A 23,990-nucleotide genomic window follows, 5' to 3' on the forward strand; every position below is an offset into this window, starting at 1 on the left:
CCGGGGTGAATGGACCTGTGGAAGATCTCACTGGGCGCCGACTGGTGGTGGTGACCGGGGCCAGCTCCGGCATCGGGCTCGCCGCTGCCGTGTACCTGGCCTGCCGGGGCGACCAGGTGGTGCTGGTCGGGCGGGACCCGGCCCGCCTGCAGGCCGCGGCCGAACGGGTACGGGAGACCTCCGGCGAACGTCCGGAGCTGTTCCGGGCCGACTTCGCGATCCTCGACGACGTACGCCGACTGGCCGAGCAGCTCCGGGCGGCGTACGACCGGATCGACGTGCTCGCCAACAACGCCGGCGCGATCGCGCTGCAACCACTGAAAACCGTCGACGGCTTCGAGATGTCGATCCAGGCCAACCACCTGGCCCCGTTTCTGCTGACCAACCTGCTGGCCGACCGGGTGGGCCGGGTCGTGGTGACCGCCTCCGGCGCGCACCGCTTCGGCGCCCTGGACCCGGACGACCTGAACAAGCCACTGAACAGTTACTGGCCGCTGGGCGCGTACGGCACCAGCAAACAGGCGAACATCTTGTTCACCGCCGAGGCGGCCCGGCGCTGGCCGGACACGACCGCGTACAGCTTCCACCCCGGGGTGGTCCGTACCCGGTTTGCCAACGACAGCAGGATCGTCGCGGTCGGCATGCGCCTCATGCCGTTCCGCAGCCCGGAGAAGGGCGCCGAGACCCTGGTGTGGTTGGCCGGACAGGAGCGTTCCCGGCTGATCAACGGGGGGTACTACGTCGACCGACGCCCGCGTCGACCGCTCCGGAAGGCAGCCGATCCGCAGCTCGCCGCCCGGCTGTGGGCGGCGAGCGTCAAGGCGGTCGGTCTCGATGACTGACCGGGCCGATGAGCTGACACTCGTCGCGATCGTCGAGTTCGCCGTCGGGGCGGAGGCCGCCGGGCAGCGCTACGAGGACGCCGTGCTGGCCCTGCTGGAACGGCACGGCGGCCGGTTGGAACGGCGACTGCACGGCACCGACGGGCGGACCGAGGTGCACGTGATCCGGTTCGCCGGACGGGCCGGCTACGAGTCGTTCCTCGCCGACCCGGACCGGGCGGCCCTGCGTGCCGCCCTCGGCGAGGCCGCCCCGACGACCCGGGTCATCGAGGTGCACGGAGGTTAGCCGCCGCGGAGGAGTCGGTCTGACCGTCGAGCGCGCCGGCGTCGCAGCCAGGACAGCACAGGCAGCGCGACCAGCACCGCCAGGATGAACCCCACAGCGAGCGCCCAGAACGGCGGTGGCCCGTAGTGGGGGCGGCCGGATTCGCGTACCGCCCCGTCGATCGCGAGGTCGGCGGCGACCGACAGGTCGGTGATGCCCTCCGGCGTCCGGAAGAGCACCTCCGGCGCGGTCGCCCCCCGACGTAGCACCACGAGTTCCACCGCCTCCGTGCCGACCTCGTGATAGGGCCCCCAGGCGACGTCGTGCTCCTCCGGGCTGTCCACCGCCGCCGGGCCCGGTACGCCGACCAACGCGACCGCCTCGTCCGCCGAGCGCCAGCCGAGCAGTTGCACGAACGAGCGGGAGCGCAGCGGCGGGAACGCCGCGCCGGCCAGCGGGGTGCCGTCTACTGTGGACCGGGGGACCAGCGTCCAGGTGCGTCGGTAGGACGGAACCGGGCAGTCGGTACAGGTGGACCGGCCGAGGACAGCAACCGAACGGCCGTCCGGCAGCCAGGACCCGGCCCCGGCGAGCCGCCCGCCCGCCAACGGCAGCCTCCGGTACGGCTCGGCCACCCGATCCGCGCCCGCGTCGTCCACCCGGGCCAACCAGACCTCGTCGCGGAGCTGAAGGGCGAGGTCGCCGCCGTCCGGCGACAGCGCGGCAGTGCGCCCTGGCGGAACCCAGGTGGTGCCGACCCGCACCCGCAGCACGTCGGTTCCGCGATCCCGGTCGTAGACCCCCACGTACGGGGTGGAGTAGGTGTTCGGGGACGTGAACGTGGTGTCGTCGTCGGCGTACACCAGGCGTTTCCCGTTGGGCGCGAAGGCGAGTGGATAGCCGTCCGGGCGGTCCGTGGTGGTCCTTCCGGACGTCAGATCGAGCAGCGACGCGCCCATCCAGACATACCGGCCGTCCGGGGAGAGCATCGCTTCAAAACCCGCGACGGCCGGATCGCCGTTCAGCACGCGGTATCGGTCTTCGTCGGCGGCCACCACAGCCATCCGGGTCTCGAGCCAGTTGGTGCGCACGGCGGGACCGCCGAAGAGCATCGCGGCGGCACCCGGCGCCGACGCCCCCACCGAGGCGGTCCGCAGCGGCGGGTCGACGAGCCGGGTGGGCAGGCCCGGGGCGTCGTGCCGAGGGCTGGCGGGCAGCGGCAGTGCGACTGGATGCAGCGCGTACCCAGTGCCCAGGAGCAGGACCAGGACGGCGAGCGCGCCGGCGACGACGGCCCGGCGACGACGGTGCCGGGTCCGCGCCGCGTCGAAGAGCCCCTCCGGTACGCGCGCGGGCGGCACGTCGTCCGCGAGGCGACGCAGCGCTTCGGAGAGCCGAGTGGTCACCGGGCCACCTCCTGCGGGTCACGGCCGACGAGTTCGGCCAACTCGGGGGCGAGGACACGGAGTCGATTGAGGGCGTGGCGGGTCTGACTCTTCACGGTGCCGACCCGGCAGCCGAGGAGTTGCGCCGTCTCCGTCTCGGTGCGGTCCTCGTAGTAGCGCAGCACGAGGACCGCGCGCTGCCGCGCGGTCAACCGGGCCAGCGCCGCCGACAGCACCAGCCGCAGATCGGTGTCGTCACCCGGTCCGGGTCGTTCCGGCAACGCCCCGTCCAGCCGCTCCGGTGGGCGGGCCCGCCGCCAGCGCCACCAACTGGCCGCCTGCGTGCAGAGCACCCGGCGCAGGTAGGCGCGCGGGTCGACGATCCGCTCCCACCGCACCGCGACCCGAGCGAGTGCCACCTGGACCAGGTCCTCGGCATGATGCCGGTCACCGGTCAGCAGGTACGCGAGCCGGGTCAGCCCGGCGGTCTCGGCCCGGACGAAGTCGGCGAAGCCGTCCCGGGTACGGTCCTCAGTCGTCAACGGATCGCCCTCCTCACCCGGACAGACGCCGGGCGGGCCCTCCGCGGAGGGAACCAGCGTTGATGTTGTGTTCCTCGCCGACGGGGAACCGGGCAGGCTGCTCGCCGCTCTCGGCGACTCCGCGCCGACCACCAGGGGGCGTCGAGGTGCGGGAGGTGCCTTCCACCTTCACTTCATCATCCTCGACCCGCGATAACAAGACTTGATCTTGGCCCGGTCGGCGGTCAGGGTAAGTCCATGGATTTCGATGCGACAGCCACCGCGCGACGGGCCCTGTGGATCGGTGGCGGACAGTGGGCCGGTAAGTCCACTGTCGCCGTCAACCTGGCGCTGCGGCACGGGCTGACCGCGTACCTCTACGACCGGCACGACGCTCGCGGCCACGACGACCGACGCGTGGCCGACCGCGTCCGACGTGGTGACCCGCCGGCTGACCCCGACCCGGACGCCGCCTGGGTGCACACCGATCCGGCGCGGATGGCGGCCGAGACACTGGCCGGCTTCCCCCGTCGCTTCGAATGGGTGCTCGACGACCTCAGCGCACTGGTCTGCGGACGGCGGGTGGTGGCCGAGGGTTGGGGACTGCGAGCGGAACTGGTCGCGCCGCTGGTGGAGTCGGTACGGCAGATGGTGGTGCTGGTGCCCACCCCCGGGTTCCGCGCCCACCAGATCACCCGACTGCCCCGGGCCAGCGCTGCGGTAGCCGGGGCGAGCGACCCGGTTCTTGCGAACCGTCACCGGTGGGAACGCGACGAGTTGGTGGCGGCGGATGCGATCGTGCAGGCCGAGCGACTGAAGGTCCGCGTGATCCGGGTCGACGGCAGCCTGGACGGCGACGGACTGACCGACCTGGTGGCGGACCACTTCGCCGCGTACCTGTGAATCTCCGTCAGGACAGTGGCGTCGGGTCGGCGGGCAGGGCTGTGGGTTCGGCCGCACGGCGGCCGGCGCGGGCGCCGCCCAGCACCACCACCGCCACGCCGGCCAGCAGCATCGCCATGCCGAGCAGCGCGTACGGGCGGGGCACCTGCCCCAGCCAGGCCCAGCCGAGCACTGCCGCGCCGGGTGCCTCCAGCAGGATCAGCACGCTCACAGTTGTCGCCGGGATCTTCTGCAGGGCGTAGTTGAACATCGAGTGCCCGAGCAGTTGGGCGCCGGCCACCAGGGCCAGGATGGCCAGCCAGGTACGCCCGTCGAAGCCGGTCAGCCGCACGCCGCCGACCAGGCACAGGGCCAGCAGGATCAGCGAGCAGATCCCGTAGCAGATGGTGGTGTAGGTGGTGGTGCTGATGCTGACCCGGGCCCGTTCCCCGAAGGCGGTGTAGACGGCGGCGAACAGGGCGCCGATCAGCGCCAGCACGTCACCGAGGACGGCCCGGCCGGAGACCCCGACGTCCACCCCGGTGGCGACCGCCGCGCCGCCGACCGCCACCGCGATGCCGGTCCACACCACCCGGGGCAGCGGACGCCCCTGGGCGCGGGCGATCAGCCCCTGCCAGACCGGCTGGGTGGCGACCAGGGCGGTGGACGTGGCGACCGAGGTGAGCTGGGCGCTCGGCACCCAGGTCGCGAAGTGCCCGGCGAGGGCGACCCCGGACAGAACGCAGAACAGGCCCTCCCGCCGGCCCGCGCCCACTGTCAGCCTGCGGAACTCGGCGCGGCGTCGGACCAGCGCGAAGGGGCTCAGGACGGCCACCGCGAGCAGGTTGCGCCAGAACGCGATGGCCAGCGCCGGAGCGGCGGCGTACGCGATCAGCGGCGCGGACGACGACACGGCGACCACTGCCAGCCCGACCGCGCCGGTGGTCAGCGGATCCAGGGACGGTCGGGGTGAAGGTGGGGGCACGGGACGTAATCCTCACACGTATGACGGTCAGCACGGAGGGTCATCACTCCGTTACGATCACGCGGTTCCGCGCCGGCGACCCTCGACCGCCCGGAGGCGCTCTCCCATGCCCAGCTACCAGGCGGTGCTGTTCGACTTCTTCGGCACCCTGACCCGTTCGGTACAACGCGGTGTCGCGCACGTCGGCACCGCCGAGCTGCTCGGATGTCCCACCGAGGTCCTGACCGAGGTGCTGAACCGCACCTACTACGAGCGGGCCAGCGGCCGGCTCGGCGACGCGGAGGCGACACTGCGCTGGGTGTGCGCCCAGGCCGGCGTACACCCCAGCGACCATGCGGTACGGGCAGCGGTGGCGTCCCGGCACCGGGCGGTCCGCGCCGACACCTGGCTGCGGTCCGACGCGGTGCCGGTGCTGGCCGCTCTGCGTCAGCGCGGCCTGCGCACCGGCGTGATCAGCGACTGTACGCACGAACTGCCGGCCTTCCTGCCGCAGCTCGCGGTCGCCCCCCTGCTCGACGTACGGGTCTTCTCGGTGCAGGTCGGGCGGTGCAAGCCGGATCCGACGCTCTACCTGACGGCCTGCCAGCGGCTCGGGCTCGCGCCAAGCGACTGCCTCTACGTCGGTGACGGCGGCAGCCAGGAGTTGACCGGCGCCGAGCGGGCCGGGATGACCGCCGTCCGGCTCGCCGCACCGGATCTGGCCACGCACATGGTCTTCAACGCCGACCGGGACTGGTGCGGCCCCGCCCTCGGCACCCTGGGCGAGGTGCTCGCCCTCGTCGACGCCGACGCCGCGGTCGCGGGCGTCGGCGGTCGGACGGGCTGATCGACCAATCAGCGGCGGCGGACCCGGTGCAGGCGGAACGGCTTGCGGGTGGCCCGGACCGCCGGACTCGCCCGGGGCGGCTCGGCCTGCGCGTCGGCCGGCAACTCCGCTCCGGCCAGCGGCGTACCGGCCGGGGCGAGGCGGTTCACCGCGCATCCGTCGGCGGCCCACCGGGCCACCAGGTCAGCGGTCGGACCGGGCGCGTTGAGGCGCTTCGCCGCCACCAGCGGCGCGGTGACGTCCCACGCCTCGGTGCCCGGCTGCAACCGGCTCACTCGGGCCGGCCAGGTGACGATCCGGCCGCCGTGGTCGCCGCGCAGGGTGACCTGGGCCTCCGTCGCGTCGGCCAGACCCGGTGCGGCCTGCTCGCCCGGCCCACTGACCACCAGCAGCGCGCCCTCCAGCGGGGCGCACCAGAGCGCAAGCGCCGGCCCACCCGCAACGCTGACCCAGGCCACGGCGGCCTTCTTCATCGCCTCGTCGACCAGTGGGGTGCCCCCGGGGGCGGTCTCGTCCGTCACACCCGCATCCTCCCGCATCGGCGCCTCCGCTCAGCCCACGAACGGCGGCACGGCGATCTCGCCGCGGGCCACCGGCACCACCTGGCCGGCGACGGTCGCGCCGACCGCCGCCCCGTTCGCCGCGGTGACCGTGCAGGCCAACGCGGACGGACGGTTCATCTCCACGCCCTGACTGACGGCGTACTCGGACCGACCCTCACCGGGCAGCAGACCGCTCGCGACCAGCCAGACACCGAGGCCGAGGGCCGCCGAACCGGTCGCCGGGTCCTCCGGAACGCCGATTCCCGGCACGAAGACCCGGGCGTGCGCGGTTTGCGCGGCCGCGTCCCAGGAGAAGACGCTGACGTGCGAAACCCCGTACCGCTGCGCCGCCGCGGCATTCACCTGCGCGCGGGCCACCGACTCCGGCCGTACCGGCAGAAACGGGAACTCCAGCCCGCAGCCGGCGACCCGTGGGGCGGGCCCAATGTGGTCCTCGGCGACCAGGCCGGCGATCTCCAGCAACGGCTCCGGGTCCAGCTCCGGCCCGAGCGTCGGGGCGCCACCGGTCAGCGTCGCCCCGGACGCGGTCACCTCGATCGGCAGCACACCGGCCCGGCACTCCTGGGTGACCTGCCCCACACCGAACATGCCCCGCCGGCAGGCGGTGACCGCCGCGCCGACACTGGGGTGCCCGGCGAACGGCAACTCCTCCACCGGGGTGAAGATCCTGGCCCGGTAGGTGACGCCGACCTGGGTCGGCGGCAGCACGAACACCGTCTCGGACAGGTTGAACTCCAACGCGAGCGCCTGCATCTGCTCGGTGGCCAGCGCCTCCGCACCGAACACCACAGCCAGCGGGTTACCGGCGAAGGGGCGATCGGTGAAGACGTCCACGATCTCGTAGGCCAAGGTCGACATGTTGATAAACACTAGGCGCTTAGGCTGGTGCCCGTGAGTACGCCGACCCGGGTCTACATCGCCCGTCTCGCCGGAGTCGCCGTCTTCGACCCGAACGGCGATCAGGTGGGCCGGGTTCGTGACGCCGTGGCACGGCTGCGGGCGACGAAGCGTCCGCCGGAGGTGGTGGGCCTCGTCGCCGAGATGCCGATGCGTCGTCGGATCTTCCTGTCCATCAACCGGATCACCTCCATCGACGCGGACGCCGTCGTGCTCGGCTCCGGCACCCTCAACCTGCGCCGGTTCGAGAAGCGTCCGAACGAGCTGCTGGTGCTCCAGGAACTGCTCGACCGGCGGGTGCAACTCGACCCCGGCGGCCAGCCCGGCGCCGTCGTGGACGTCGCGATGGAGTGCACCCGGGGTGGCGAGTGGTCGCTGACCCGTGTCGCCGTCCGCGAGCAGACCGGCCGGCTCAGCCGCCGCGGCCACCTGCACCAGGTCGAGTGGGACCGGGTGCGCGGGCTCAGCGGCATCGCCGACAACCGGGGTACGGCGAACCTGCTCGCCGTCCTGGAGGACATGCGCCCCGCCGACCTGGCGAACGCGTTGCAGGATCTGCCCGACGCGCGACGCAACGAGGTCGCCGCCGCGCTGGACGACGAACGACTGGCCGACGTGCTCAGCGAGCTGCCGGAGCACGACCAGGTGGAGATCCTCGCCGCCCTCGACCGGGAGCGGGCCGCCGACGTCCTGGAGGAGATGGACCCGGACGACGCCGCGGACCTGCTCAACGAACTGCCCCCACCCGAGCAGGACGTGCTGCTGGACCTGATGGAGCCGGACGAGGCCGACCCGGTACGCCAACTGCTCAAGTACACCCCCGGCACGGCGGGCAGTGTGATGACCTCCGAGCCGGTCATCCTGCCGCCGGACGCCACAGTCGCCGAGGCGCTGGCCCGGATCCGGGAGCCACAGCTCTCCCCCGCCGTGGCCGCGCAGGTCTTCGTGACCCGGGCACCGCAGAACACGCCGACCGGCCGGTACCTGGGCATGGTGCACTTCCAGGCGCTGCTGCGCGAACCCCCGGCCGACCTGCTGGGCAAGGTGGTGGTCAACGACATCGACCCGCTGCGCCCCACCACGCCGCTGCCGGAGATCACCCGCCGGATGGCCACCTACGACCTGGTCGCCATGCCGGTGATCGACCGCAACAACCGGCTGGTCGGTGCCGTGACGGTGGACGACGTGCTGGACCACTCGCTGCCCCGGGACTGGCGGGACCGCGACGCCCTCGTCGCCCCGGGCACCACCGACCCCGCGCTGGACGGCACGGATGGCTGACCAGCGTCGGACGGAGCGCCTCGACCAGCCGCGCGAGCCCCGGGGCATCAAGCTGCCCCGGTTCGACGCGGAGGCGTTCGGCAGGTGGTCCGAGGGCATCGCCCGCGGCATGGGCACCGCGAACTTCATCGTCGTCATGACTGTGGTGATCGCGATCTGGTTCGTCTGGAACACCCTTGCCCCGGCGAACCTGCGCTTCGACCCGTACACCTTCACGTTCCTGACCCTGGTGCTGTCGTTGCAGGCCAGCTACGCGGCCCCGCTGATCCTGCTGGCCCAGAACCGGCAGGCCGACCGGGACCGGGTGGCCTTGGAGGAGGACCGGCGGCGAGCCACCGCGCAGAAGGCGGACACCGAGTACCTGGCCCGGGAGATCGCGGCCCTGCGGATCGCGCTCGGCGAGGTCGCCACCCGCGACTTCCTCCGCTCCGAGCTGACCCGGCTGGCCGAGGAACTGGACGAGGTGGGGCAACGCCGGCAGCGGCTGGAGCGCCGCCAGCAGGAGAAGGACAACCGGCAGGAGCGACGTGGCCAGCGGCCGACCGACGGCGTCGGCCTGGAAGAACCCCGCGACGACCTGGACGGCGACTTCACCCGCAACGCCCGGCCGGACGGCACCGGCCCGCGCCGGTCCGAGGGCTGACCGACGGGTCATCGATTGGCTCACACCGCCCTGGGCAGCGGCGGCAACGGATGCCCCGCGACGTAGCATTGCGGGCATGTCAGCACCCGTGAGCACCGTCGAGGACGCGATCCAGGCCGCCCTGGCCACCGTCAACGACCCGGAGATCCGCCGGCCCATCACCGAGCTGGGCATGGTCCGCTCCGCCACGATCGGTGCCAGCGGTGTGGTCCGCGTCGAGCTGCTGCTCACCGTCGCCGGCTGCCCGCTGAAGGACAAGCTGCGTACGGACATCACCGCCGCCGTCGCCTCGGTGCCCGGAGTCACCGGTGTTGAGATCGACTTCGGGGTGATGACCCCCGAGCAGCGGCAGTCGTTGCAGTCGCAGCTGCGCGGCGGCGGCGCCACCGAGGAGCCCGTCATCCCGTTCGCCCAGCCCGGCTCGCGCACCCGCGTGTACGCGGTGGCCAGCGGCAAGGGTGGCGTCGGCAAGTCCAGCGTCACCGTCAACCTGGCGGCGGCGCTCGCCGCCCGTGGGCTCTCCGTCGGGGTCGTCGACGCCGACATCTACGGCCACTCGGTGCCTCGGATGCTCGGCACCGAGGCGCGGCCCACCCGGGTCGAAGACATGATCATGCCGCCGCAGTCGCACGGCGTGAAGGTGATCTCGATCGGCATGTTCACGTCCGGCAACGCCGCAGTCGTGTGGCGCGGCCCGATGCTGCACCGGGCGTTGCAGCAGTTCCTGGCCGACGTCTACTGGGGCGACCTGGACGTGCTCCTGCTCGACCTGCCGCCGGGCACCGGTGACGTGGCCATCTCGCTGGCCCAGTTGCTGCCCAACTCGGAGATCCTGATCGTCACCACCCCGCAGACCGCCGCCGCCGAGGTCGCGGAGCGGGCCGGGGCGATCGCCCTGCAGACCCACCAGCGGGTGGTCGGCGTCATCGAGAACATGTCCTGGCTGGAGCTGCCGGACGGCTCCCGGATGGAGATCTTCGGCGCCGGCGGTGGTGAGGCGGTGGCCCAGTCGCTGAGCCGGACCATCGGCGCGCAGGTGCCGCTGCTCGGTCAGATCCCACTGGACACCCGGGTCCGCGAGGCCGGCGACGCCGGCAACCCGATCGTGCTGGCCGAGCCGGAGTCCCCGGCCGCTCAGGCGCTCGGCACGGTCGCCGACCGGCTCGCCCTGCGCCGCGAATCACTGCTCGGCAAGCCGCTCGGTCTCAAGCCCGCCGGTCGCTGACCACCCGGAACACCGTCAGCCCGTCGGCCACTGTCGGCCGGCGGGCTGATTCGCGTCGGTGGGTGATCCAGCCAGGTGCTGGCCGAGCGCTGGCCGCCATGGTCCACTCGGGTTTCTGGAAGTCGGGGCATCCCGCGCCGTTTGACGGGCCGACTTCCTGAAAATCGAGTTGATCAAGGCAAAGCGCGGGCCCCGGGGGGGGCGGGTCGGTCAGGTGGCGTCGTCGTAGCTGGCCCGAGGGGCCGGGGCCGAGGAAGTGCTGGTGGCCGTGCTGGCGGGCGAATTGCCGTTCGACCGCAGGTCGGCGGCGTTGGCCACGTCCTTCAGGTCGTTGTGCACGCCGCTGACGTCCGCGCGCAGGTTGTCGTAGACGCCCTGCAACGGCTTGCGGATCGCCGCCTCGTCCTCCTCGCTGAGGAGGTGCTTACGGATGAACGCCTTCGGGTGCAGGTCTTCCAACTGAATGTCGGTGCCCAGCTCACGGCTCAGGTCACCGGTGGCGTTGCGGGCCATGTTGCGCAGGTTTCGCACCAACCGCAGGCCGTCGGTGATCACGGCGGGAAGCCGGTCACCGAAGATCAACAGCGCCAGGAGCAGCAGCGCACCGATCTCCCACCAGTTCAGGTTGTCGAGCATCCCGCGGGCCTCCTCTCGGCGTCAGCAGCAAGACTACGCACGACGGACGGCTTTCGGGCAAGGGGTGCGCCGCTGTTCACTTCGCTTCCGCGCCGAGTCACTTCGCGTCCGCGGCGAGAGTTACCGAGGTGTTCTGCCGGGCGGAGCCCCGCCGATACTCGACGGTCACGATCGAACCCGGCGCGAACTTGCGGACCAGCGCGGTCAGATCCGTCGGCTCGGTCATCGGCCGCCCGTTGATCTTGAGGATCACGTCACCGACCTTCAGTCCGGCGCCGTCCGCAGGGCCGGACGGCTCCACCTCGGCCAGCCGCAGGCCGCCCCCGACGACCCCGGTCGGGCCGTCCGCCCGCGCGCCGATCACCGTACGCCGGGCCTTGCCGGTGCCGATGATGTCCTGGGTCACCCGCTTGGCCTGGTTGATCGGAATGGCGAAGGCGAGCCCGATGTTGCCGGCCTCCTGCCCCTCGGCGACCAGTGACTTGATTGTGGAGTTCACTCCGACCACCCGGCCCGCGCCGTCGACGAGTGGGCCGCCCGAGTTGCCGTGGTTGACGGCGGCGTCGGTCTGGATGGCCGCGTAGTAACGCACCGGGCCGCCCGGCTCGCCGGCCTGCATCGTCCGGTCCAGCGCACTCACGATGCCTGCGGTGACCGTGTTGGCCAGCGACAACGGCGAGCCGATGGCGAGCACGGGGTCGCCGACCGCCAGCGCGTCGGAGTCGCCGAACTCCACGGGTCGCAACCCGGGACGACTCACCTTGATCACTGCGATGTCCGACTCCGCGTCCTGGCCGACGATGGTCGCCGGTGCGGTGCTGCCGTCGTTGAAGACCACCGAGGCCTTGCCGGTGCCGCCGGCCACCACATGGTCGTTGGTGATCACATGGCCGTCGGTGGTGGCGATGAAACCCGAGCCCTCACTGGTCCCGCCGAGGCTGCTCACCCGTACGGTGACCACGCTGGGCAGGACCCGTTCGGCGACCCCGGCCAGCGACTCCGGTTTGCGCTGCGCCAACGCTGGCACCTCTGCGGGCGCACCGCCGAGGACCGCCGCACCAGCGCCGCCGCGCACCGCGAACGCGTAGCCCAACGCACCGCCGAGGGTGCCGGCCAGCAGCGCGGTGATCACGGGAATGAGCAACAGGTGGCGCAGTGTCGGCCGGCCCGGCGCATCAGGGTCGGTGACCGGCTCCGGCTCGGCGCCGAGAGCCACCACCCCGGGCACCACCACAGCGGTCGGGGCCGCCGGGTCGCGCCAGGGGTCGGCAAGCGCGTCCGACCACCAGGCCGACGCATCGGCAGAGCCTGGCCCGCCCGAAGCCGACGCCGGCCAGGCCGGTGTCGGTCCGCCGGAAGACGCCGGCCAGGCCGGTGTCGGGCCGCCGGAAGACGCCGGCCAGCCCGGTGCCGGCCCGCTGCCTGGCGGGGCGAGGGGCGGGCGGTCAGCCCCCGGCATGGTCGGCGGCCCCACCGACGGGGCTCCTGCCCCGGGCGGTCGCGCCGGAGCCGGAGTCTCACCGCCCCGGCGCCAGTCCCAGCCGTCGGTCACGTCGGTGCCTCCCAGTCCGTCCCCGGATCCCGTGCCGCGTCGCCCGGCCACGGGCCAGTCTGGTCGCGGCTGACGGGATACCGCCTCCAGGATTGCACGGATGGACGCGGCGCAGTCAGCGGTTGCCCCCGGTGATCGCTCCCGGCGGAGGCGCGGCTGCGCGCCCCACGACTGTCGCCTCTACGCTCACAGTGCCAACCCGCCCCCGCACCACGCACCGCCCCCGGAGGTGCCCCATCGCCACGGTCGCCGGTTCCGGCAGTTCGACGACACAGGCCCAGCATTTCGCCGAGTCGTACGTCACCGAGGATCTCGTTCTGCGTACCGCCCGCAGCCTGGCCCGGGAGGTCGGCCTCGACGCGGTCACGCCCGGCGCGGGGGCGGCGCTGCGGCTGCTGGCCGCCGCCGGCAACGCCCGTGCGGTGGTGGAGATCGGCACCGGCACCGGGGTCAGCGGTGTCTGGTTGCTGCGCGGCATGCGCGTCGACGGCGTGCTCACCACCATCGACGTGGAGGTGGAGCACCAGCGGATCGCCCGGCGGATCTTCGCCGAGGCGGGTTTCGCGGCCGGGCGTACCCGGATCATCACCGGTCGGGCGCTCGACGTGCTGCCCAGGCTCGCCGACGGTGCGTACGACCTGGTCTTCGTGGACGCGGAGGCGACCGGCTTCCACGCCTGCGTGGAGGCGGCGCTGCGGCTGTTGCGCCCGGGGGGCGTGCTGGCGCTCAACGGTGTGCTGGCCAGCGGCCGGATCGGAGACCCGTCCGCCCGGGACGCGGAGACGGTGACGGTTCGCGAAACGATCAAAGCGGTCCGGGAGTCGGAGCACTGGATCCCCGCGCTGCTTCCGGTCGGGCACGGGCTGCTCGCCGCGGTGAAGTGCTGATTCGAGCCCAGGACGGGTCAGAGCCCCGATCAAGCCGAGGCTCTGACCCACTCCCTAGTTGACGTCGGCGAGCCAGCGCAGCAGCGAGCGGACGCCCCAACCGGTGGCGCCGCGGCTGACCTCGGCCTGGTCTCCGTCGGCCCAGGACGGGGCGGACATGTCCAGGTGCAGCCAGCGGTCTCGTAGGTCACCGGTGAACTCGCGCAGGTAGAGCGCGGCCAGCACCGAGCCGGCACCCTGCGTGGGCGCGCTGTAGAGGTCGGCGATCTCGCTGCCGAGGTACTCGACGTAGTCGGTGTGCAGCGGCATCCGCCACGCCGACTCGCCGGCCGCCTCGGCCGCCGCCAGCACGCTGGCGGCCAGTTCGTCGTTCTCGCTGTACAGGGCGGCGGTGCGCTTGCCCAGCGCCACCGAGTTCGCGCCGGTGAGCGTGGCCAGGTCGAGCAGCAGGTCCGGCTTGAGCTGCTGCACCGCGTACGCCAGCGCGTCGGCGAGGACCAGACGACCCTCGGCGTCGGAGTTGGTCGTCTCGCTGGTCGTACCGCCGTAGTGCCGGATCACGTCGCCGGGGCGGAACGCCGAGCCGCTGACCATGTTCTCGGCCAGCGGGGTCAACGTGGTGATGCGGACCGGCAGCCGCAGCGCGGCGGCGCCCACGGTGGCGGCGACGACCGCAGCCGCTCCGGCCATGTCCTTGCGCATCAGCTTCATCGACGCCACCGGCTTGATCGAGATGCCGCCGGTGTCGAAGGTGATGCCCTTGCCGATCAGCACCACGTGGGTGCGCGCGTTGGCGGGGTGCCAGTCCAGCTCGACCAGCCGAGGTCCGCTGGCGGAGCCACCGCCCACGGCGAGGATCCCGCCGAAGCCCTCGGTGGTCAGCTCGGCCGGGCCACGGACCCGCAGCCGCAGGTCCGGAAGGTCGGCTGCGGCGGTGGCCACCTGGTCGGCGAACCACTGCGGGGTCTTCACCGAGGAGGGGGTGTTGGTCAGGTCCCGGGCGAGATGCGTCATCGCGGCCGTGGTTCGGGCCGTGGCGACGGTGTCCTCGTACCCGGTGGGGTCGTCGAGCAGCAGGTCGACGCCGGTGAGCGCCGGTCGGTCGCCGGCCTCGGTGAGCCGGAAGCGGTACGGGGCGAGCAGCAGCCCCTCGGTCAACCCGCGAACCGCGGCCGCTGTCACCTCGGCCGGCAGCGCGATGGTGATATGCGTCTCAGCTGAGGCTGAGCGGGCCAGGGCCGCGCCGGCCGCCCGCCAGGCCGCCTCGTCGCCGTCGCCGATGCCGAGCAGTAGCAGCCGGCCGGGGGTACGCCCGGGGCGCAGCTGGGTGTGGATCTCGCCGGCTCGGCCGGTCAGCCGGGCCGCTGACACCAGCGCTGTCGCCTCGTCAGCCGTGCCGTCCGGGCCCGCCACGGCGGTCGGTACCGGCTCGGCCGAGGTGTCACCTTCCGCCGTCGAATCGGCGGAGCGGACGGGCAGAACGAGGACGTCGAGCCGGTCGGGCTCGGCGATCAGACGAATGGCGAGCACGCGGAACCGCACCTCCAGGAAAGTGTCGCGGGTCGGCGGCCAACCCGCCTGCCCGCAGCGTTGAAGGCCCTGAGCCACCGGTGGTTCCGGTGGCTCAGGGCCTGAAGAACGTTCCGGGCGGCCTGAGCCGCCCGGAGCACTCCTTACTCAGCCGGCCGCTGCCTTCAGTGCGTCACCGAGCGCGTTGGCCTCGTCGGGAGTCATCTCGACGACGAGCCGGCCACCGCCCTCCAGCGGGACCCGCATGACGATGCCCCGCCCCTCCTTGGTGACTTCCAGCGGACCGTCGCCCGTCCGCGGCTTCATCGCCGCCATGTTGTCTCCCCTCAGACCTACACCAGGGTCGGTGGGTTGCCCCACAGCCACTTCGTCACGACCACCCGCAACGGTCGCGGGGGTGTCAACAACGATTTTCCCTGATGAACACCGCCGGACCCAAACCGGAGCAGCATTGATGTAACAGCATCTAGCTTATCTTGAGAAGGCCTGTCACAATGTGCGGTCATGCAGGCACGGTCGGCACTCTTCGACCTGTACGGCGACCACCTCCGTCCGAGGGGTGGCCGGGCACCGGTTGCTGCCCTGGTCAAGCTACTGGCGCCGCTGGGTATCGCACCGCCAGCAGTTCGCACCGCCGTCTCCCGGATGGTGCGCCAAGGCTGGCTCGAGCCTCTCCGGTTGGTCTCCGGACCCGGATATTCGATCACACCGAAAGCTGCCCGCCGACTCGACGAGGCAGCTGCCCGGATCTACCGGACCGGCCGGGTCACCTGGGACGGCCGGTTCGATCTGCTGGTGTTGGAGGCCCCGGGCTCCCGGCGGGACCGCCAGCGGCTCGCCGCCAACCTGAGCTTCCTCGGCTACGGGACGCTCGACGAGCAGACCTGGGTCGCCACCCGCCCCGCCGAGGATGTCGACCTGCTCCTCGCCGAGACCGGCATCCGGTTCGAGCGGTTCACCGCCTCGCACTTCTCCGGCACCCCCGGCGCGATGGGCGTGGTCCGACGCGCCTGGAACCTGGCCGAGATCGGCCGCGCCTACGAGCGGTTCGTCGCGGACCAGCGCCCGCTGCTCGCCGCGGTCACCGTGCGCAGCAGCGACGAGGAGGCGTACGCGACGCGGTTCCGCCTCGTGCACGCCTGGCGTACGTTCCTCTTCCAGGATCCGCAGTTGCCCCCGGCGCTGCTGCCCGAGCGGTGGCCCGGCACCGCCGCGGCCAGTTTCTTCGACCGGCACGCGGCCCGCCTGCGTCCGGCCGCCGACCGGTACGTCGAACAGTGCCTCGACGCCGGCAACCGCATCGTCCGACAGAAGGGTCGTTAGACACGTGACCGAGCCGCTGCTGGTCGACCGGACCGACGCCGTCGTCACCCTCACGCTGAACCGGCCGAAGGCGATGAACGCGCTCGACGTGGCGCTCAAGGAGGCGCTGCGCGACGCCCTCGCGGAGCTGGAGACCGACCGGTCCTGCCGCGCGGTGGTCCTGGCCGGGGCCGGCGGGTCGTTCAGCGCCGGGCAGGACCTGCGCGAGCACGTGGCCACCCTGGAACACTCCGGCAATGATCCGCTGGGCACCGTGCGGGCGCACTACAACCCGATCGCCGCCCGGCTCGCCAACCTGCCCAAGCCGGTGATCGCCGCGGTCCGCGGGATGGCCGCCGGGGCGGGCGCGTCGTTGGCGTTCCTGGCCGACATCCGCATCGGCGGTCCGACCACCAGTTTCCTGATGGCCTTCGCCAAGGTCGGTCTCGCCGCCGACACCGGCGCCTCCTGGACGTTGCCGCGACTGGTCGGGCACGCCAAGGCGGTGGAGCTGCTGATGCTGGCCGAGCCGGTCCGCGCCGAGGAGGCCTGCCGATTGGGCCTGCTCAACCGGTTGACGGACGACGACGAGCAGGTCCTGCCCGTCGCCCAGGAGCTGGCCGCCCGCCTCGCCGCCGGCCCGACCGTCGCGTACGGGGCGATCAAGCGACAGCTCTCCATCGCCGACGCCGGCACCCTCGCCGACGCCCTCGCCGCCGAGGCGCAGGCCCAGGCGATCTGCGGCGCCACCGCCGACCACCGGGCGGCCACCCTCGCCTTCGTCGGCAAGCAGAAACCGGTCTTCGAGGGACGCTGAACGCGATCCGGACGCCGCCCTTACCGTCCTCGAACACGGGCCGCCTAGCGTCGGCCGGTATGAGCGATCGTGAAGCGGTGGCGCACCTGCTGCGCCGGGCCACCTTCGGGCCGACCGCCGACGAGGTGGACGCGGCCGAGCGGGCCGGGACGGCGGCGACCCTGGACCGGCTGCTCACCCCGCCCGCGACGGACCGGGGTGCGGCGGCCACGCCGGTTCCGACGCTGCCCCCCGACCCGTACGCCGGGCTGACCAAGGACTCCACCCGCGAGCAACGGCAGCAGGCCAACGCGGAGCGCCGCAGGCAACTCCAGCAGGTCACCGAGTGGTGGCTGGACCGGATGGTGACCGCCGAGGACGGGCTGACCGAGAAGTTGGTCTTCTTCTGGCACGGGCACTGGGCGACCAGCGCCCAGAAGGTCAAGTCGGCGCGCCTGATGGTGGGCCAGTTGGAGACGCTGCGCCGGCACGGTCGTGGGCCGCTGGGCCCGCTGGTCGCCGCGATGGTGCGCGACCCCGCCCTGATCGTCTGGCTGGACGGGCAGAAGAACACCCGCAAAGCGCCGAACGAGAACCTGGCCCGCGAGCTGATGGAGCTGTTCACCCTCGGCATCGGCGCCTACAGCGAGGCCGACGTGAAGGCCGGCGCGCGGGCCCTGACCGGCTGGGTGGTCGACAGGCGTACCGGTGCGGCCCGCTTCGAGGCCCGCCGGCACGACAGTGGCGAGAAGAGCATCCTCGGGCAGAGCGGCCGGTTCGACGCCGAGACGTACGCCGGCCTGCTGGCCGCCCAACCGGCGGCGGCGACCTTCGTGGCCGGTCGGCTCTGGTTCCGCTATGCCGGCACCGAGACCCCGGCCCCGGACGGCCTGGCCGGCGCGGACACCATCGCGACCCTCCGCGCGCTCTTCTCCGCACCGGCCTTCGCGCAGACCCGGGGCACGCTGGCGAAGCAGCCGGTGGAGTGGTTGGTCGGTGCGCTGCGGCAACTCGGTATCCGACCGTCCGCGCTGCCCGAGCAGCAACGCAGACAACTGCTGGCCGGTCTGAACGCGCTCGACCAGGTGCCGTTGCGTCCACCCAGCGTGGGCGGTTGGCCGGCCGGGTCCGCCTGGCTGACCACCTCGTCGTTACAGGCCCGGCTGCGGACGGCGGGGGTGCTCGCCGCCGCCACGGCTCCAGCGGTGCTGGCCCGGCTGACCGCCGCGCCCACCGCCGGGCGACCGGACGCGCTGGCCCGACTGCTCGTGGTCGACGGCTGGGGCGCGCGCACCCGCGCCGCCCTCACCCCGCTGGCCGGTGAGCCCCGCAGGTTGCTGGCCGCCGGCCTGGTCAGCCCCGAATACACAGTCAGCTGAGCGGAGGAGTCGACATGGACACAGTGACCCGACGCAGGTTCCTGCTGACCAGTGGGGTGGTCGGCGCTGGCGCGTTGGCCGCCGGGGCCGGCGCGTACAGCCTGCGGGACCTGCTGGACACCAGCGGAGACCGGGACCCGCAGTCCCGCACGCTGGTGCTGGTGACCCTCTACGGCGGCAATGACGGCCTCAACACGGTCATTCCGTACGGCGACCCGGCCTACCGGGCGGCTCGCCCGGAGCTGGCGTACCCGGACGGGGAGGTGCGGCGGTTGGACGACGACTTCGGCCTCAACCCGGCGCTGGCCGGTCTGCACCAGCGCTGGTCCGGCGGTGGGCTGGCGATCGTGCGTGGGGTCGGCTACCCGAAGCCGGACCGCAGCCACTTCCGTTCGATGGACATCTGGCACACGGCGCAACCGGACCGGCCCGGCAACACCGGCTGGCTCGGGCGGTGGCTGGACGGCGCCGGTGGCGATCCCCGGCTGGCGGTCTCCTTCGAGCCGGCGCTGCCGCCGCTGCTGGCCGGGGCGCAGAGCGCCGGGGCGGCCGTACCGGTGACCGACCGGAAGGCCGCCAAGGGGCTGTCGGCGCAGACGCTGACCGCGTTCGAAGCCGCCGAGCCGGGTGAGTCCGCCGCGCGAGCCCGGGCCGCCGCCTGCTTCGCCGACCTGCGATCGGTGGACGAGATGATCCGCCAGGTACGCGACTCCGACAACCCGGACATGGCAGACCCGGACGGCGAGCAGGCTCCGGCGACCGCCACCGGCGGGGCGAAGACTCCGCTGGACGCCCAACTGGACCTGGTCGCGCAGTGCGTCGAGGCGGGAGTGTCCACCCGGGTCTTCTCGGTGTCGCTGGGCGGCTTCGACACGCACGCCGACGAGAAGCAGTTGCAGACGGTGCTGCTGGGTCAGCTGGACCGGGCGTTGACCGGGTTCGCCGACCGGATGAGTCGCACCGAGGCGGGCCGGAAGGTGGTGGTGGCGGTCTACTCCGAGTTCGGCCGTCGGGTACGCGCCAACGCCTCCGACGGCACCGACCACGGCACCGCCTCGGATGTGCTGCTGCTCGGCGCGGGCGTCCGGGGCGGCTGGCACGGCGCACCGCCGAGCCTCACCGACCTCGACGACGGCGACCTGAAATACACCACGGACTTCCGGGACGTCTACGCCACGCTGCTGGAACGGGTGCTGGACACCGACCCGGGCCCGGTCCTCGCCGACTGGCGGGGACGGGTGGACAAGCTGTTCTAATCGTCCTCTTCCGGGTCCTGGTTGGCCTGCTCGCCCAGCACGAACGCCTGCATGGCCAGCTCGTCGCCGGCCGGCGAGACGAAGGCGGGCAGCTCACGCGGGCCCAGCTCCTGCACGTAGGACCAGAAGAGCCGCACCGCCTCGGCCGGCGTGTCGGCCTCGATCGGCAGGTCGAGGCTGACCAGCCAGGTTCGGCGCGCCGGGGGCGGGCCGAGCTGGTCGGCCAGCGCCCGGAAGGCCGCCGGCTCCACGGCGGTCACCGGCCCGTCGAGCGTCAACAGGTCGGCCGGCACCGGCTCGTCGAAGGCCCGCCGGGTGTACGCGACGACGAGCGTGCCCGGCTCGACCGGGGACTGCGGGTCGTCCGGGTCCTCGCGGTGTCGTCGTCCCGGCTCGGTGACCCGGCCGAGGGCCACCAGCCGGGGCGGCGCGTCGACCAGCACTGCCACCTGGTCGCCCGGCCCTGGCCGGGCGACGTCGGTCAGCCCGGTCAGCTCCAGCGTGTCGTGGTGCACGAGCCGCTCGGCCTCGTACCGTTCGGCGGGCAGCAGCACGGCCCAGGTGCCCATCCCGTCGGCGTTGCCGGCCGCACCGGCCCGGTGCGCGGTCTCGGTCGTCATGCCTGCCATCTCATCACGCCCCCGGTGGGACGGTGACGTGACAGCCGACGATGTGATCGTCGACCATCCCGGTTGCTTGCATCAGCGCGTACGCGGTGGTCGGGCCGACGAACCGGAAGCCGCGCTTCTTGAGTGCCTTGGCCATCGCCGTCGACTCCGGGGTGATCGGCGCCAGCTCGGCGAACGAGGCGGGGCGAGTCGGCCGGGGCTCCGGCGCGAAGGACCAGAGCAGCGCGGACAGGCCCTCCGGCAGCTCCAGTGCGGCGCGGGCGTTGGCGATCGCCGCCTCGATCTTGGCCCGGTTGCGGACGATGCCGGCGTCGGCCAGCAGCCGGGTGACGTCGGCGTCGTCGTAGCGGACGACGGTCGGGATGTGGAACTCGTCGAAGGCCAGTCGGAACGCCGGACGCTTGCGCAGGATGGTCAGCCAGGACAACCCGGACTGGAACGCCTCCAGCGTCATCCGCTCGTAGAGCGCGTCGTCTCCGCGCAGCGGTCGCCCCCACTCGGTGTCGTGGTAGACGGCGTAGTCGGGGGTGCTCGACCCCCAGGCGCAGCGAGCCAGCCCGTCGGCGCCGATCACCAGGTCAGTCACCTGGTACACGCTAGGGCATCCGTCCGACACCCCATTGCCACCGGCCGCCCGGCTGCCTATGGTGCTTGTTACCGACCGGTAGGTCGAGGTCACCCGATGGTGCGCCCCGACCGGTGACGGCGAGCGGAGGCCGCGCGGTGAAGGAGTTCCCGGACGTCATCGCCTGGTCGATCCCGGCCTTCGTGCTTCTCATCGTGTTGGAGCGAATCTCCTACCTGCTGCACCGCGACGACGACGAGGTCGGCTACGGCGGCGCCGACACCGCGACCAGCCTGACGATGGGGCTGGGCAGCATCTTCGCCGACCTGCTCTGGAAGGTGCCGATCGCCGCCGCGTACGCGCTGCTCTACGCGCTCACCCCGCTGCGGGTCGCCGAGCTCTGGTGGACCTGGCCGCTGATCCTGCTCGCGCAGGACTTCTGCTACTACTGGTCGCACCGCGGCCACCACGTGATCCGCATCCTCTGGGCCTCGCACGTGGTGCACCACTCGTCGCAGCGGTTCAACCTCTCCACCGCGCTGCGCCAACCGTGGACCGGCCTGACCAGTTGGGTGTTCTACATCCCGCTGATCCTGGCCGGCGTCCATCCGGCCGTTGTCGCGTTCTGCGGCTCGGTCAACCTGCTCTACCAGTTCTGGATCCACACCGAGCGGATCGAGAAGATGCCGCGCTGGTACGAGGCGGTGTTCAACACCCCGTCGCACCACCGGGTGCACCACGCGTCGCAGGGCAGCTACCTGGACCGCAACTTCGGCGGCATCCTGATCGTCTGGGACCGGCTCTTCGGGTCGTTCGCGCCGGAAGGGGAACGTTGCGTGTACGGCCTGACCAAGAACGTCGGCAGCTACAACCCGGTCCGGGTGGCCTTCCACGAGTACGCCTCGATCGCCCGGGACCTGCGGGCCGCGGTGACCTGGCGGCACCGGGTCGGGCATCTCTTCCGCGCACCGGGCTGGCAGCCGGCACCGGGCTCCCCGGTCAGGGCAGCCGGCCCTGCTCGACCAGACGGGCAAACCTCTTCAGCGCCTGGGTGAGGCCGAGCTTGGAGCCGGGCCAGAGCACCGGCCACGCCAGTCGACCGGCCCGACCGCCCGGCAGGTGGAACCACTCGTGCCAGACGACCTGGGTGCGGTCCCGGTCCAGCTGGGTGCAGCGCAGCACCCCCGGGCCGCGCAGCAGCTGGCCGTGGTGCACGACGCCGATCTCGTACGGCTCGTCGACCCGGACCACCAGCATCTCGTCGCGCAGCGTCGCCCGGCCGAGCGCTGTCACCGCCTCGATCCGGCTGCCCTCGCGGCCGTCGCCCTCGACCACCCGGACGCGGGTGAACGGGATCCAGTCGGACTGACGTTCCCAGGCGAGCAGCGCGGCGAACACCCGCTCCGCCGGGGCTTCGACGATCACCGTGGCGGTCACCTCACCGGCACCGGGTCGGGCCGCCTCGCGAAGATCGTCAGCGCCCTCCGGCTCGGTCACGCCGACTCCGACCGAACCACCGCGTCATGCTGGTCGGTGCCGGCGGTCTGCTCACGATCGGCCGACTCGTCGTCGGCGGGCGCGGCGGCAGGCGCCACCCCGTCGGAATCCGTCGGGGACGAGCTGGCGGCGGGCAACGGGCCGGGAGTCGTCGAACCGACCGGGGCCGAGCCCGCCTCGCCGGTCAGCGGCGCGTCTCCGCCCGGCTCGACTGCCTCGCCCGGCTCGGTCGCGTCCGCGGGAGTCACCTTGCTGGCGGACTGCTCGCGGGCCTGCCGCAGCACGTCCGCGTCGTCGGTGCGCCCCTCACGCAAGGCGATGACCTCCGACTCCAGTACGCCGATCAGCTCGGACTTGTAACCGATGTCGTAGGCGGCACGGCGCAACGCCTTATCGACCTGGTCCATCCGGTACCCGCGCAACCCGGTGTCGAAACGGACCGCCCCCACGTCGGATTCACGCAACGGGCGGGTGCCCGGCAACGCCACGGCCTGCGAATCCGGCTCGGCCGGCACCAGGCCGGGATCACGCCCGCTGACCAGCACCGTCACACCGAATATCACCGCTGCGACTGTCAACGCCACGACCAGGAGGAGCAGAAGCTGACCCATGTACTGATCGTGGCATGGCAGCCGGCCGGGAGCGACCCCGCCACCCGCCTCGATCGCGATCGGTGCCGACGCCCGCCCGGGATGGTGGACGGGCGACCGGCTAGCGTCGGGACCGGCCGACGCGGCGGCGGCGGCGTGAACTTGCAGGAGGCGGGCATGGCCGGGGCGCTTCGGCTGGGTGGGCACACGTTCGCCCCCGGCGAGCTGGTGGTGATGGCGATCATCAACCGCACGCCGGACTCGTTCTTCGACCGCGGGGCCACCTACGCCGCCGACAGCGCTCTGCGCGCGGTGGAGCGGGCGGTGGACGAGGGCGCGGCCATCATCGACATCGGCGGCGTCAAGGCCGGCCCCGGCGCGGACGTGGACGTCGCCGAGGAGATCCGGCGCACGGTGGACACCATCGCCGCTGTCCGAGCCGCGTTTCCGGACGTGGTGATCTCCATCGACACCTGGCGGGCCGAGGTGGCGACGGAGGCCGTGGCGGCCGGCGCCGACCTCCTCAACGACACCTGGTCGGGCGCCGACCCGGCGTTGGTCCGGGTCGCCGCACAGACCGGTGCCGGCCTGGTCTGTTCGCACGCCGGCGGGCTGACGCCGCGGACCAGGCCGCACCGCGCCGCCTTCACCGACGTGGTCGCCGACGTGGTCGCGACGGTCACCGGGCTCGCCGAGCGCGCGGTGGCGGCGGGGGTACGCCCGGACGGCATCCTCATCGATCCGGCGCATGACTTCGGTAAGAACACCCGGCAATCGCTGGAGATCACCCGCCGGCTGGACGAGCTGACCGCTACCGGCTGGCCGGTGCTGGTGGCGCTCTCCAACAAGGACTTCATCGGGGAGACGCTGGGACTGCCGGTAGCCGAACGGCTGGAGGGGACGCTCTCCGCGACGGCCGTCTCGGCCTGGTTGGGTGCCCGGGTCTTCCGGGCCCACCAGGTCGGCCCGACCCGCCGGGTGCTGGACATGGTGGCCTCGATCCGAGGCGACCGCCCGCCCACCGCCACCCGCCGGGGCCTCGCCTGACCGGTCGTC

General features: G+C 72.7%; 27 protein-coding genes. 14 read left to right on the forward strand and 13 right to left on the reverse strand.

Annotation, left to right across the window (positions count from 1 at the left end; genetic code table 11):
- The first annotated feature begins 17 nt into the window (after positions 1-17).
- Together ACFYPG_RS08200 and ACFYPG_RS08205 are read left to right on the forward strand one after the other, a co-directional pair.
- Positions 18-842: an SDR family NAD(P)-dependent oxidoreductase gene (locus ACFYPG_RS08200; RefSeq protein WP_387351830.1), complete on the forward strand. Its 825-nt coding sequence runs from the start codon at positions 18-20 to the stop codon at positions 840-842.
- Positions 835-1,128 (forward strand): hypothetical protein, encoded by a 294-nt coding sequence (locus ACFYPG_RS08205; RefSeq protein ID WP_387351084.1) that lies wholly within the window; start codon positions 835-837, stop codon positions 1,126-1,128. The genes ACFYPG_RS08200 and ACFYPG_RS08205 overlap by 8 nt, the downstream gene beginning before the upstream one ends.
- Here the strand turns inward: ACFYPG_RS08205 and ACFYPG_RS08210 are convergent.
- Both ACFYPG_RS08210 and ACFYPG_RS08215 read right to left on the reverse strand, forming a co-directional pair.
- Positions 1,125-2,513 carry a hypothetical protein gene (locus ACFYPG_RS08210; RefSeq protein WP_387351085.1) on the reverse strand — a complete coding sequence of 463 codons (1,389 nt, stop codon included), beginning with the start codon at positions 2,511-2,513 and terminating at the stop codon, positions 1,125-1,127. The genes ACFYPG_RS08205 and ACFYPG_RS08210 overlap by 4 nt on opposite strands.
- Positions 2,510-3,034 (reverse strand): SigE family RNA polymerase sigma factor, encoded by a 525-nt coding sequence (locus ACFYPG_RS08215; RefSeq protein WP_355005104.1) that lies wholly within the window; start codon positions 3,032-3,034, stop codon positions 2,510-2,512. The genes ACFYPG_RS08210 and ACFYPG_RS08215 overlap by 4 nt, the downstream gene beginning before the upstream one ends.
- Before the next feature lie 237 nt (positions 3,035-3,271).
- On the opposite strand from ACFYPG_RS08215, the gene ACFYPG_RS08220 reads away from it, so the two are divergent.
- Positions 3,272-3,916: a hypothetical protein gene (locus tag ACFYPG_RS08220; protein WP_387351087.1), complete on the forward strand. Its 645-nt coding sequence runs from the start codon at positions 3,272-3,274 to the stop codon at positions 3,914-3,916.
- Between the two features lie 7 nt (positions 3,917-3,923).
- On the opposite strand, the gene ACFYPG_RS08225 is transcribed toward ACFYPG_RS08220, so the two are convergent.
- Positions 3,924-4,880 (reverse strand): DMT family transporter, encoded by a 957-nt coding sequence (locus tag ACFYPG_RS08225; protein WP_355005102.1) that lies wholly within the window; start codon positions 4,878-4,880, stop codon positions 3,924-3,926.
- A gap of 106 nt (positions 4,881-4,986) precedes the next feature.
- On the opposite strand from ACFYPG_RS08225, the gene ACFYPG_RS08230 reads away from it, so the two are divergent.
- Positions 4,987-5,706, forward strand: coding sequence for an HAD family hydrolase (locus ACFYPG_RS08230; protein ID WP_355005101.1), 720 nt, complete (start codon positions 4,987-4,989; stop codon positions 5,704-5,706).
- 8 nt (positions 5,707-5,714) lie between these two features.
- On the opposite strand, the gene ACFYPG_RS08235 is transcribed toward ACFYPG_RS08230, so the two are convergent.
- Together ACFYPG_RS08235 and ACFYPG_RS08240 are read right to left on the reverse strand one after the other, a co-directional pair.
- On the reverse strand, positions 5,715-6,245 hold the full coding sequence (locus ACFYPG_RS08235) for a hypothetical protein (protein WP_355005100.1): 531 nt from the start codon (positions 6,243-6,245) through the stop codon (positions 5,715-5,717).
- Positions 6,246-6,257: 12 nt separating this feature from the next.
- Entirely contained in the window at positions 6,258-7,127 is an 870-nt protein-coding gene (locus ACFYPG_RS08240) for a PhzF family phenazine biosynthesis protein (protein WP_355005099.1), read from the reverse strand.
- Positions 7,128-7,160: 33 nt separating this feature from the next.
- Between ACFYPG_RS08240 and ACFYPG_RS08245 the strand changes: the two genes are divergently transcribed.
- The 3 genes from ACFYPG_RS08245 to ACFYPG_RS08255 all read left to right on the forward strand — a co-directional run bounded on the left by ACFYPG_RS08245 (position 7,161) and on the right by ACFYPG_RS08255 (position 10,315).
- The gene (locus ACFYPG_RS08245; protein ID WP_355005098.1) at positions 7,161-8,447 is read left to right on the forward strand and encodes a magnesium transporter MgtE N-terminal domain-containing protein; all 1,287 of its coding nucleotides are present in this window, start codon (positions 7,161-7,163) and stop codon (positions 8,445-8,447) included.
- Positions 8,440-9,090 carry a DUF1003 domain-containing protein gene (locus tag ACFYPG_RS08250; protein WP_355005097.1) on the forward strand — a complete coding sequence of 217 codons (651 nt, stop codon included), beginning with the start codon at positions 8,440-8,442 and terminating at the stop codon, positions 9,088-9,090. The genes ACFYPG_RS08245 and ACFYPG_RS08250 overlap by 8 nt, the downstream gene beginning before the upstream one ends.
- Positions 9,091-9,166: 76 nt before the next feature.
- Positions 9,167-10,315 carry an Mrp/NBP35 family ATP-binding protein gene (locus tag ACFYPG_RS08255; protein ID WP_357195513.1) on the forward strand — a complete coding sequence of 383 codons (1,149 nt, stop codon included), beginning with the start codon at positions 9,167-9,169 and terminating at the stop codon, positions 10,313-10,315.
- A 210-nt stretch (positions 10,316-10,525) separates the two neighbouring features.
- Here ACFYPG_RS08255 and ACFYPG_RS08260 read toward each other — a convergent pair whose 3' ends face one another.
- Both ACFYPG_RS08260 and ACFYPG_RS08265 read right to left on the reverse strand, forming a co-directional pair.
- Positions 10,526-10,951, reverse strand: coding sequence for a preprotein translocase subunit TatB (locus ACFYPG_RS08260; RefSeq protein WP_355005095.1), 426 nt, complete (start codon positions 10,949-10,951; stop codon positions 10,526-10,528).
- A 97-nt stretch (positions 10,952-11,048) separates the two neighbouring features.
- Positions 11,049-12,503, reverse strand: coding sequence for a trypsin-like peptidase domain-containing protein (locus tag ACFYPG_RS08265; protein ID WP_387351092.1), 1,455 nt, complete (start codon positions 12,501-12,503; stop codon positions 11,049-11,051).
- Positions 12,504-12,820: 317 nt separating this feature from the next.
- On the opposite strand from ACFYPG_RS08265, the gene ACFYPG_RS08270 reads away from it, so the two are divergent.
- The gene (locus ACFYPG_RS08270; RefSeq protein ID WP_238683858.1) at positions 12,821-13,390 is read left to right on the forward strand and encodes an O-methyltransferase; all 570 of its coding nucleotides are present in this window, start codon (positions 12,821-12,823) and stop codon (positions 13,388-13,390) included.
- Positions 13,391-13,444: 54 nt separating this feature from the next.
- On the opposite strand, the gene ACFYPG_RS08275 is transcribed toward ACFYPG_RS08270, so the two are convergent.
- Complete coding sequence (locus tag ACFYPG_RS08275; RefSeq protein ID WP_387351831.1) at positions 13,445-14,920, reverse strand: leucyl aminopeptidase family protein; 1,476 nt, start codon at positions 14,918-14,920, stop codon at positions 13,445-13,447.
- 147 nt (positions 14,921-15,067) lie between these two features.
- Complete coding sequence (locus ACFYPG_RS08280; protein ID WP_007455245.1) at positions 15,068-15,235, reverse strand: DUF3117 domain-containing protein; 168 nt, start codon at positions 15,233-15,235, stop codon at positions 15,068-15,070.
- A gap of 189 nt (positions 15,236-15,424) precedes the next feature.
- Here ACFYPG_RS08280 and ACFYPG_RS08285 point away from each other — a divergent pair, with 189 nt between their 5' ends.
- The 4 genes from ACFYPG_RS08285 to ACFYPG_RS08300 are packed head-to-tail and all read left to right on the forward strand — an operon-like array spanning position 15,425 to position 19,653.
- Positions 15,425-16,243: a PaaX family transcriptional regulator C-terminal domain-containing protein gene (locus ACFYPG_RS08285; RefSeq protein ID WP_091394799.1), complete on the forward strand. Its 819-nt coding sequence runs from the start codon at positions 15,425-15,427 to the stop codon at positions 16,241-16,243.
- Between the two features lie 4 nt (positions 16,244-16,247).
- Positions 16,248-17,039: an enoyl-CoA hydratase-related protein gene (locus ACFYPG_RS08290; protein WP_387351094.1), complete on the forward strand. Its 792-nt coding sequence runs from the start codon at positions 16,248-16,250 to the stop codon at positions 17,037-17,039.
- Positions 17,040-17,098: 59 nt separating this feature from the next.
- On the forward strand, positions 17,099-18,397 hold the full coding sequence (locus tag ACFYPG_RS08295) for a DUF1800 family protein (protein WP_387351095.1): 1,299 nt from the start codon (positions 17,099-17,101) through the stop codon (positions 18,395-18,397).
- Between the two features lie 14 nt (positions 18,398-18,411).
- Positions 18,412-19,653, forward strand: coding sequence for a DUF1501 domain-containing protein (locus tag ACFYPG_RS08300; RefSeq protein WP_355005091.1), 1,242 nt, complete (start codon positions 18,412-18,414; stop codon positions 19,651-19,653).
- On the opposite strand, the gene ACFYPG_RS08305 is transcribed toward ACFYPG_RS08300, so the two are convergent.
- Both ACFYPG_RS08305 and ACFYPG_RS08310 read right to left on the reverse strand, forming a co-directional pair.
- On the reverse strand, positions 19,650-20,273 hold the full coding sequence (locus tag ACFYPG_RS08305; RefSeq protein WP_387351096.1) for a hypothetical protein: 624 nt from the start codon (positions 20,271-20,273) through the stop codon (positions 19,650-19,652). The genes ACFYPG_RS08300 and ACFYPG_RS08305 overlap by 4 nt on opposite strands.
- A gap of 13 nt (positions 20,274-20,286) precedes the next feature.
- Positions 20,287-20,868 carry a DNA-3-methyladenine glycosylase I gene (locus ACFYPG_RS08310; protein WP_387351097.1) on the reverse strand — a complete coding sequence of 194 codons (582 nt, stop codon included), beginning with the start codon at positions 20,866-20,868 and terminating at the stop codon, positions 20,287-20,289.
- A 113-nt stretch (positions 20,869-20,981) separates the two neighbouring features.
- Between ACFYPG_RS08310 and ACFYPG_RS08315 the strand changes: the two genes are divergently transcribed.
- Positions 20,982-21,902: a sterol desaturase family protein gene (locus tag ACFYPG_RS08315; RefSeq protein ID WP_355005088.1), complete on the forward strand. Its 921-nt coding sequence runs from the start codon at positions 20,982-20,984 to the stop codon at positions 21,900-21,902.
- Here the strand turns inward: ACFYPG_RS08315 and ACFYPG_RS08320 are convergent.
- Together ACFYPG_RS08320 and ACFYPG_RS08325 are read right to left on the reverse strand one after the other, a co-directional pair.
- A complete protein-coding gene (locus ACFYPG_RS08320; RefSeq protein ID WP_355005087.1) occupies positions 21,847-22,344 on the reverse strand; it encodes an SRPBCC family protein in 498 nt (165 codons plus the stop codon). The two genes, ACFYPG_RS08315 and ACFYPG_RS08320, sit on opposite strands and share 56 nt — an antisense overlap.
- A complete protein-coding gene (locus ACFYPG_RS08325; protein ID WP_355005086.1) occupies positions 22,341-22,955 on the reverse strand; it encodes a DivIVA domain-containing protein in 615 nt (204 codons plus the stop codon). The genes ACFYPG_RS08320 and ACFYPG_RS08325 overlap by 4 nt, the downstream gene beginning before the upstream one ends.
- Positions 22,956-23,111: 156 nt before the next feature.
- Between ACFYPG_RS08325 and folP the strand changes: the two genes are divergently transcribed.
- Positions 23,112-23,981: a dihydropteroate synthase gene (gene folP / locus ACFYPG_RS08330; RefSeq protein ID WP_355005085.1), complete on the forward strand. Its 870-nt coding sequence runs from the start codon at positions 23,112-23,114 to the stop codon at positions 23,979-23,981.
- Positions 23,982-23,990 lie beyond the last annotated feature (9 nt).

Source organism: Micromonospora sp. NPDC005553 (assembly GCF_042871765.1).
In the GTDB taxonomy this organism is placed as follows: Bacteria; Actinomycetota; Actinomycetes; order Mycobacteriales; family Micromonosporaceae; genus Micromonospora.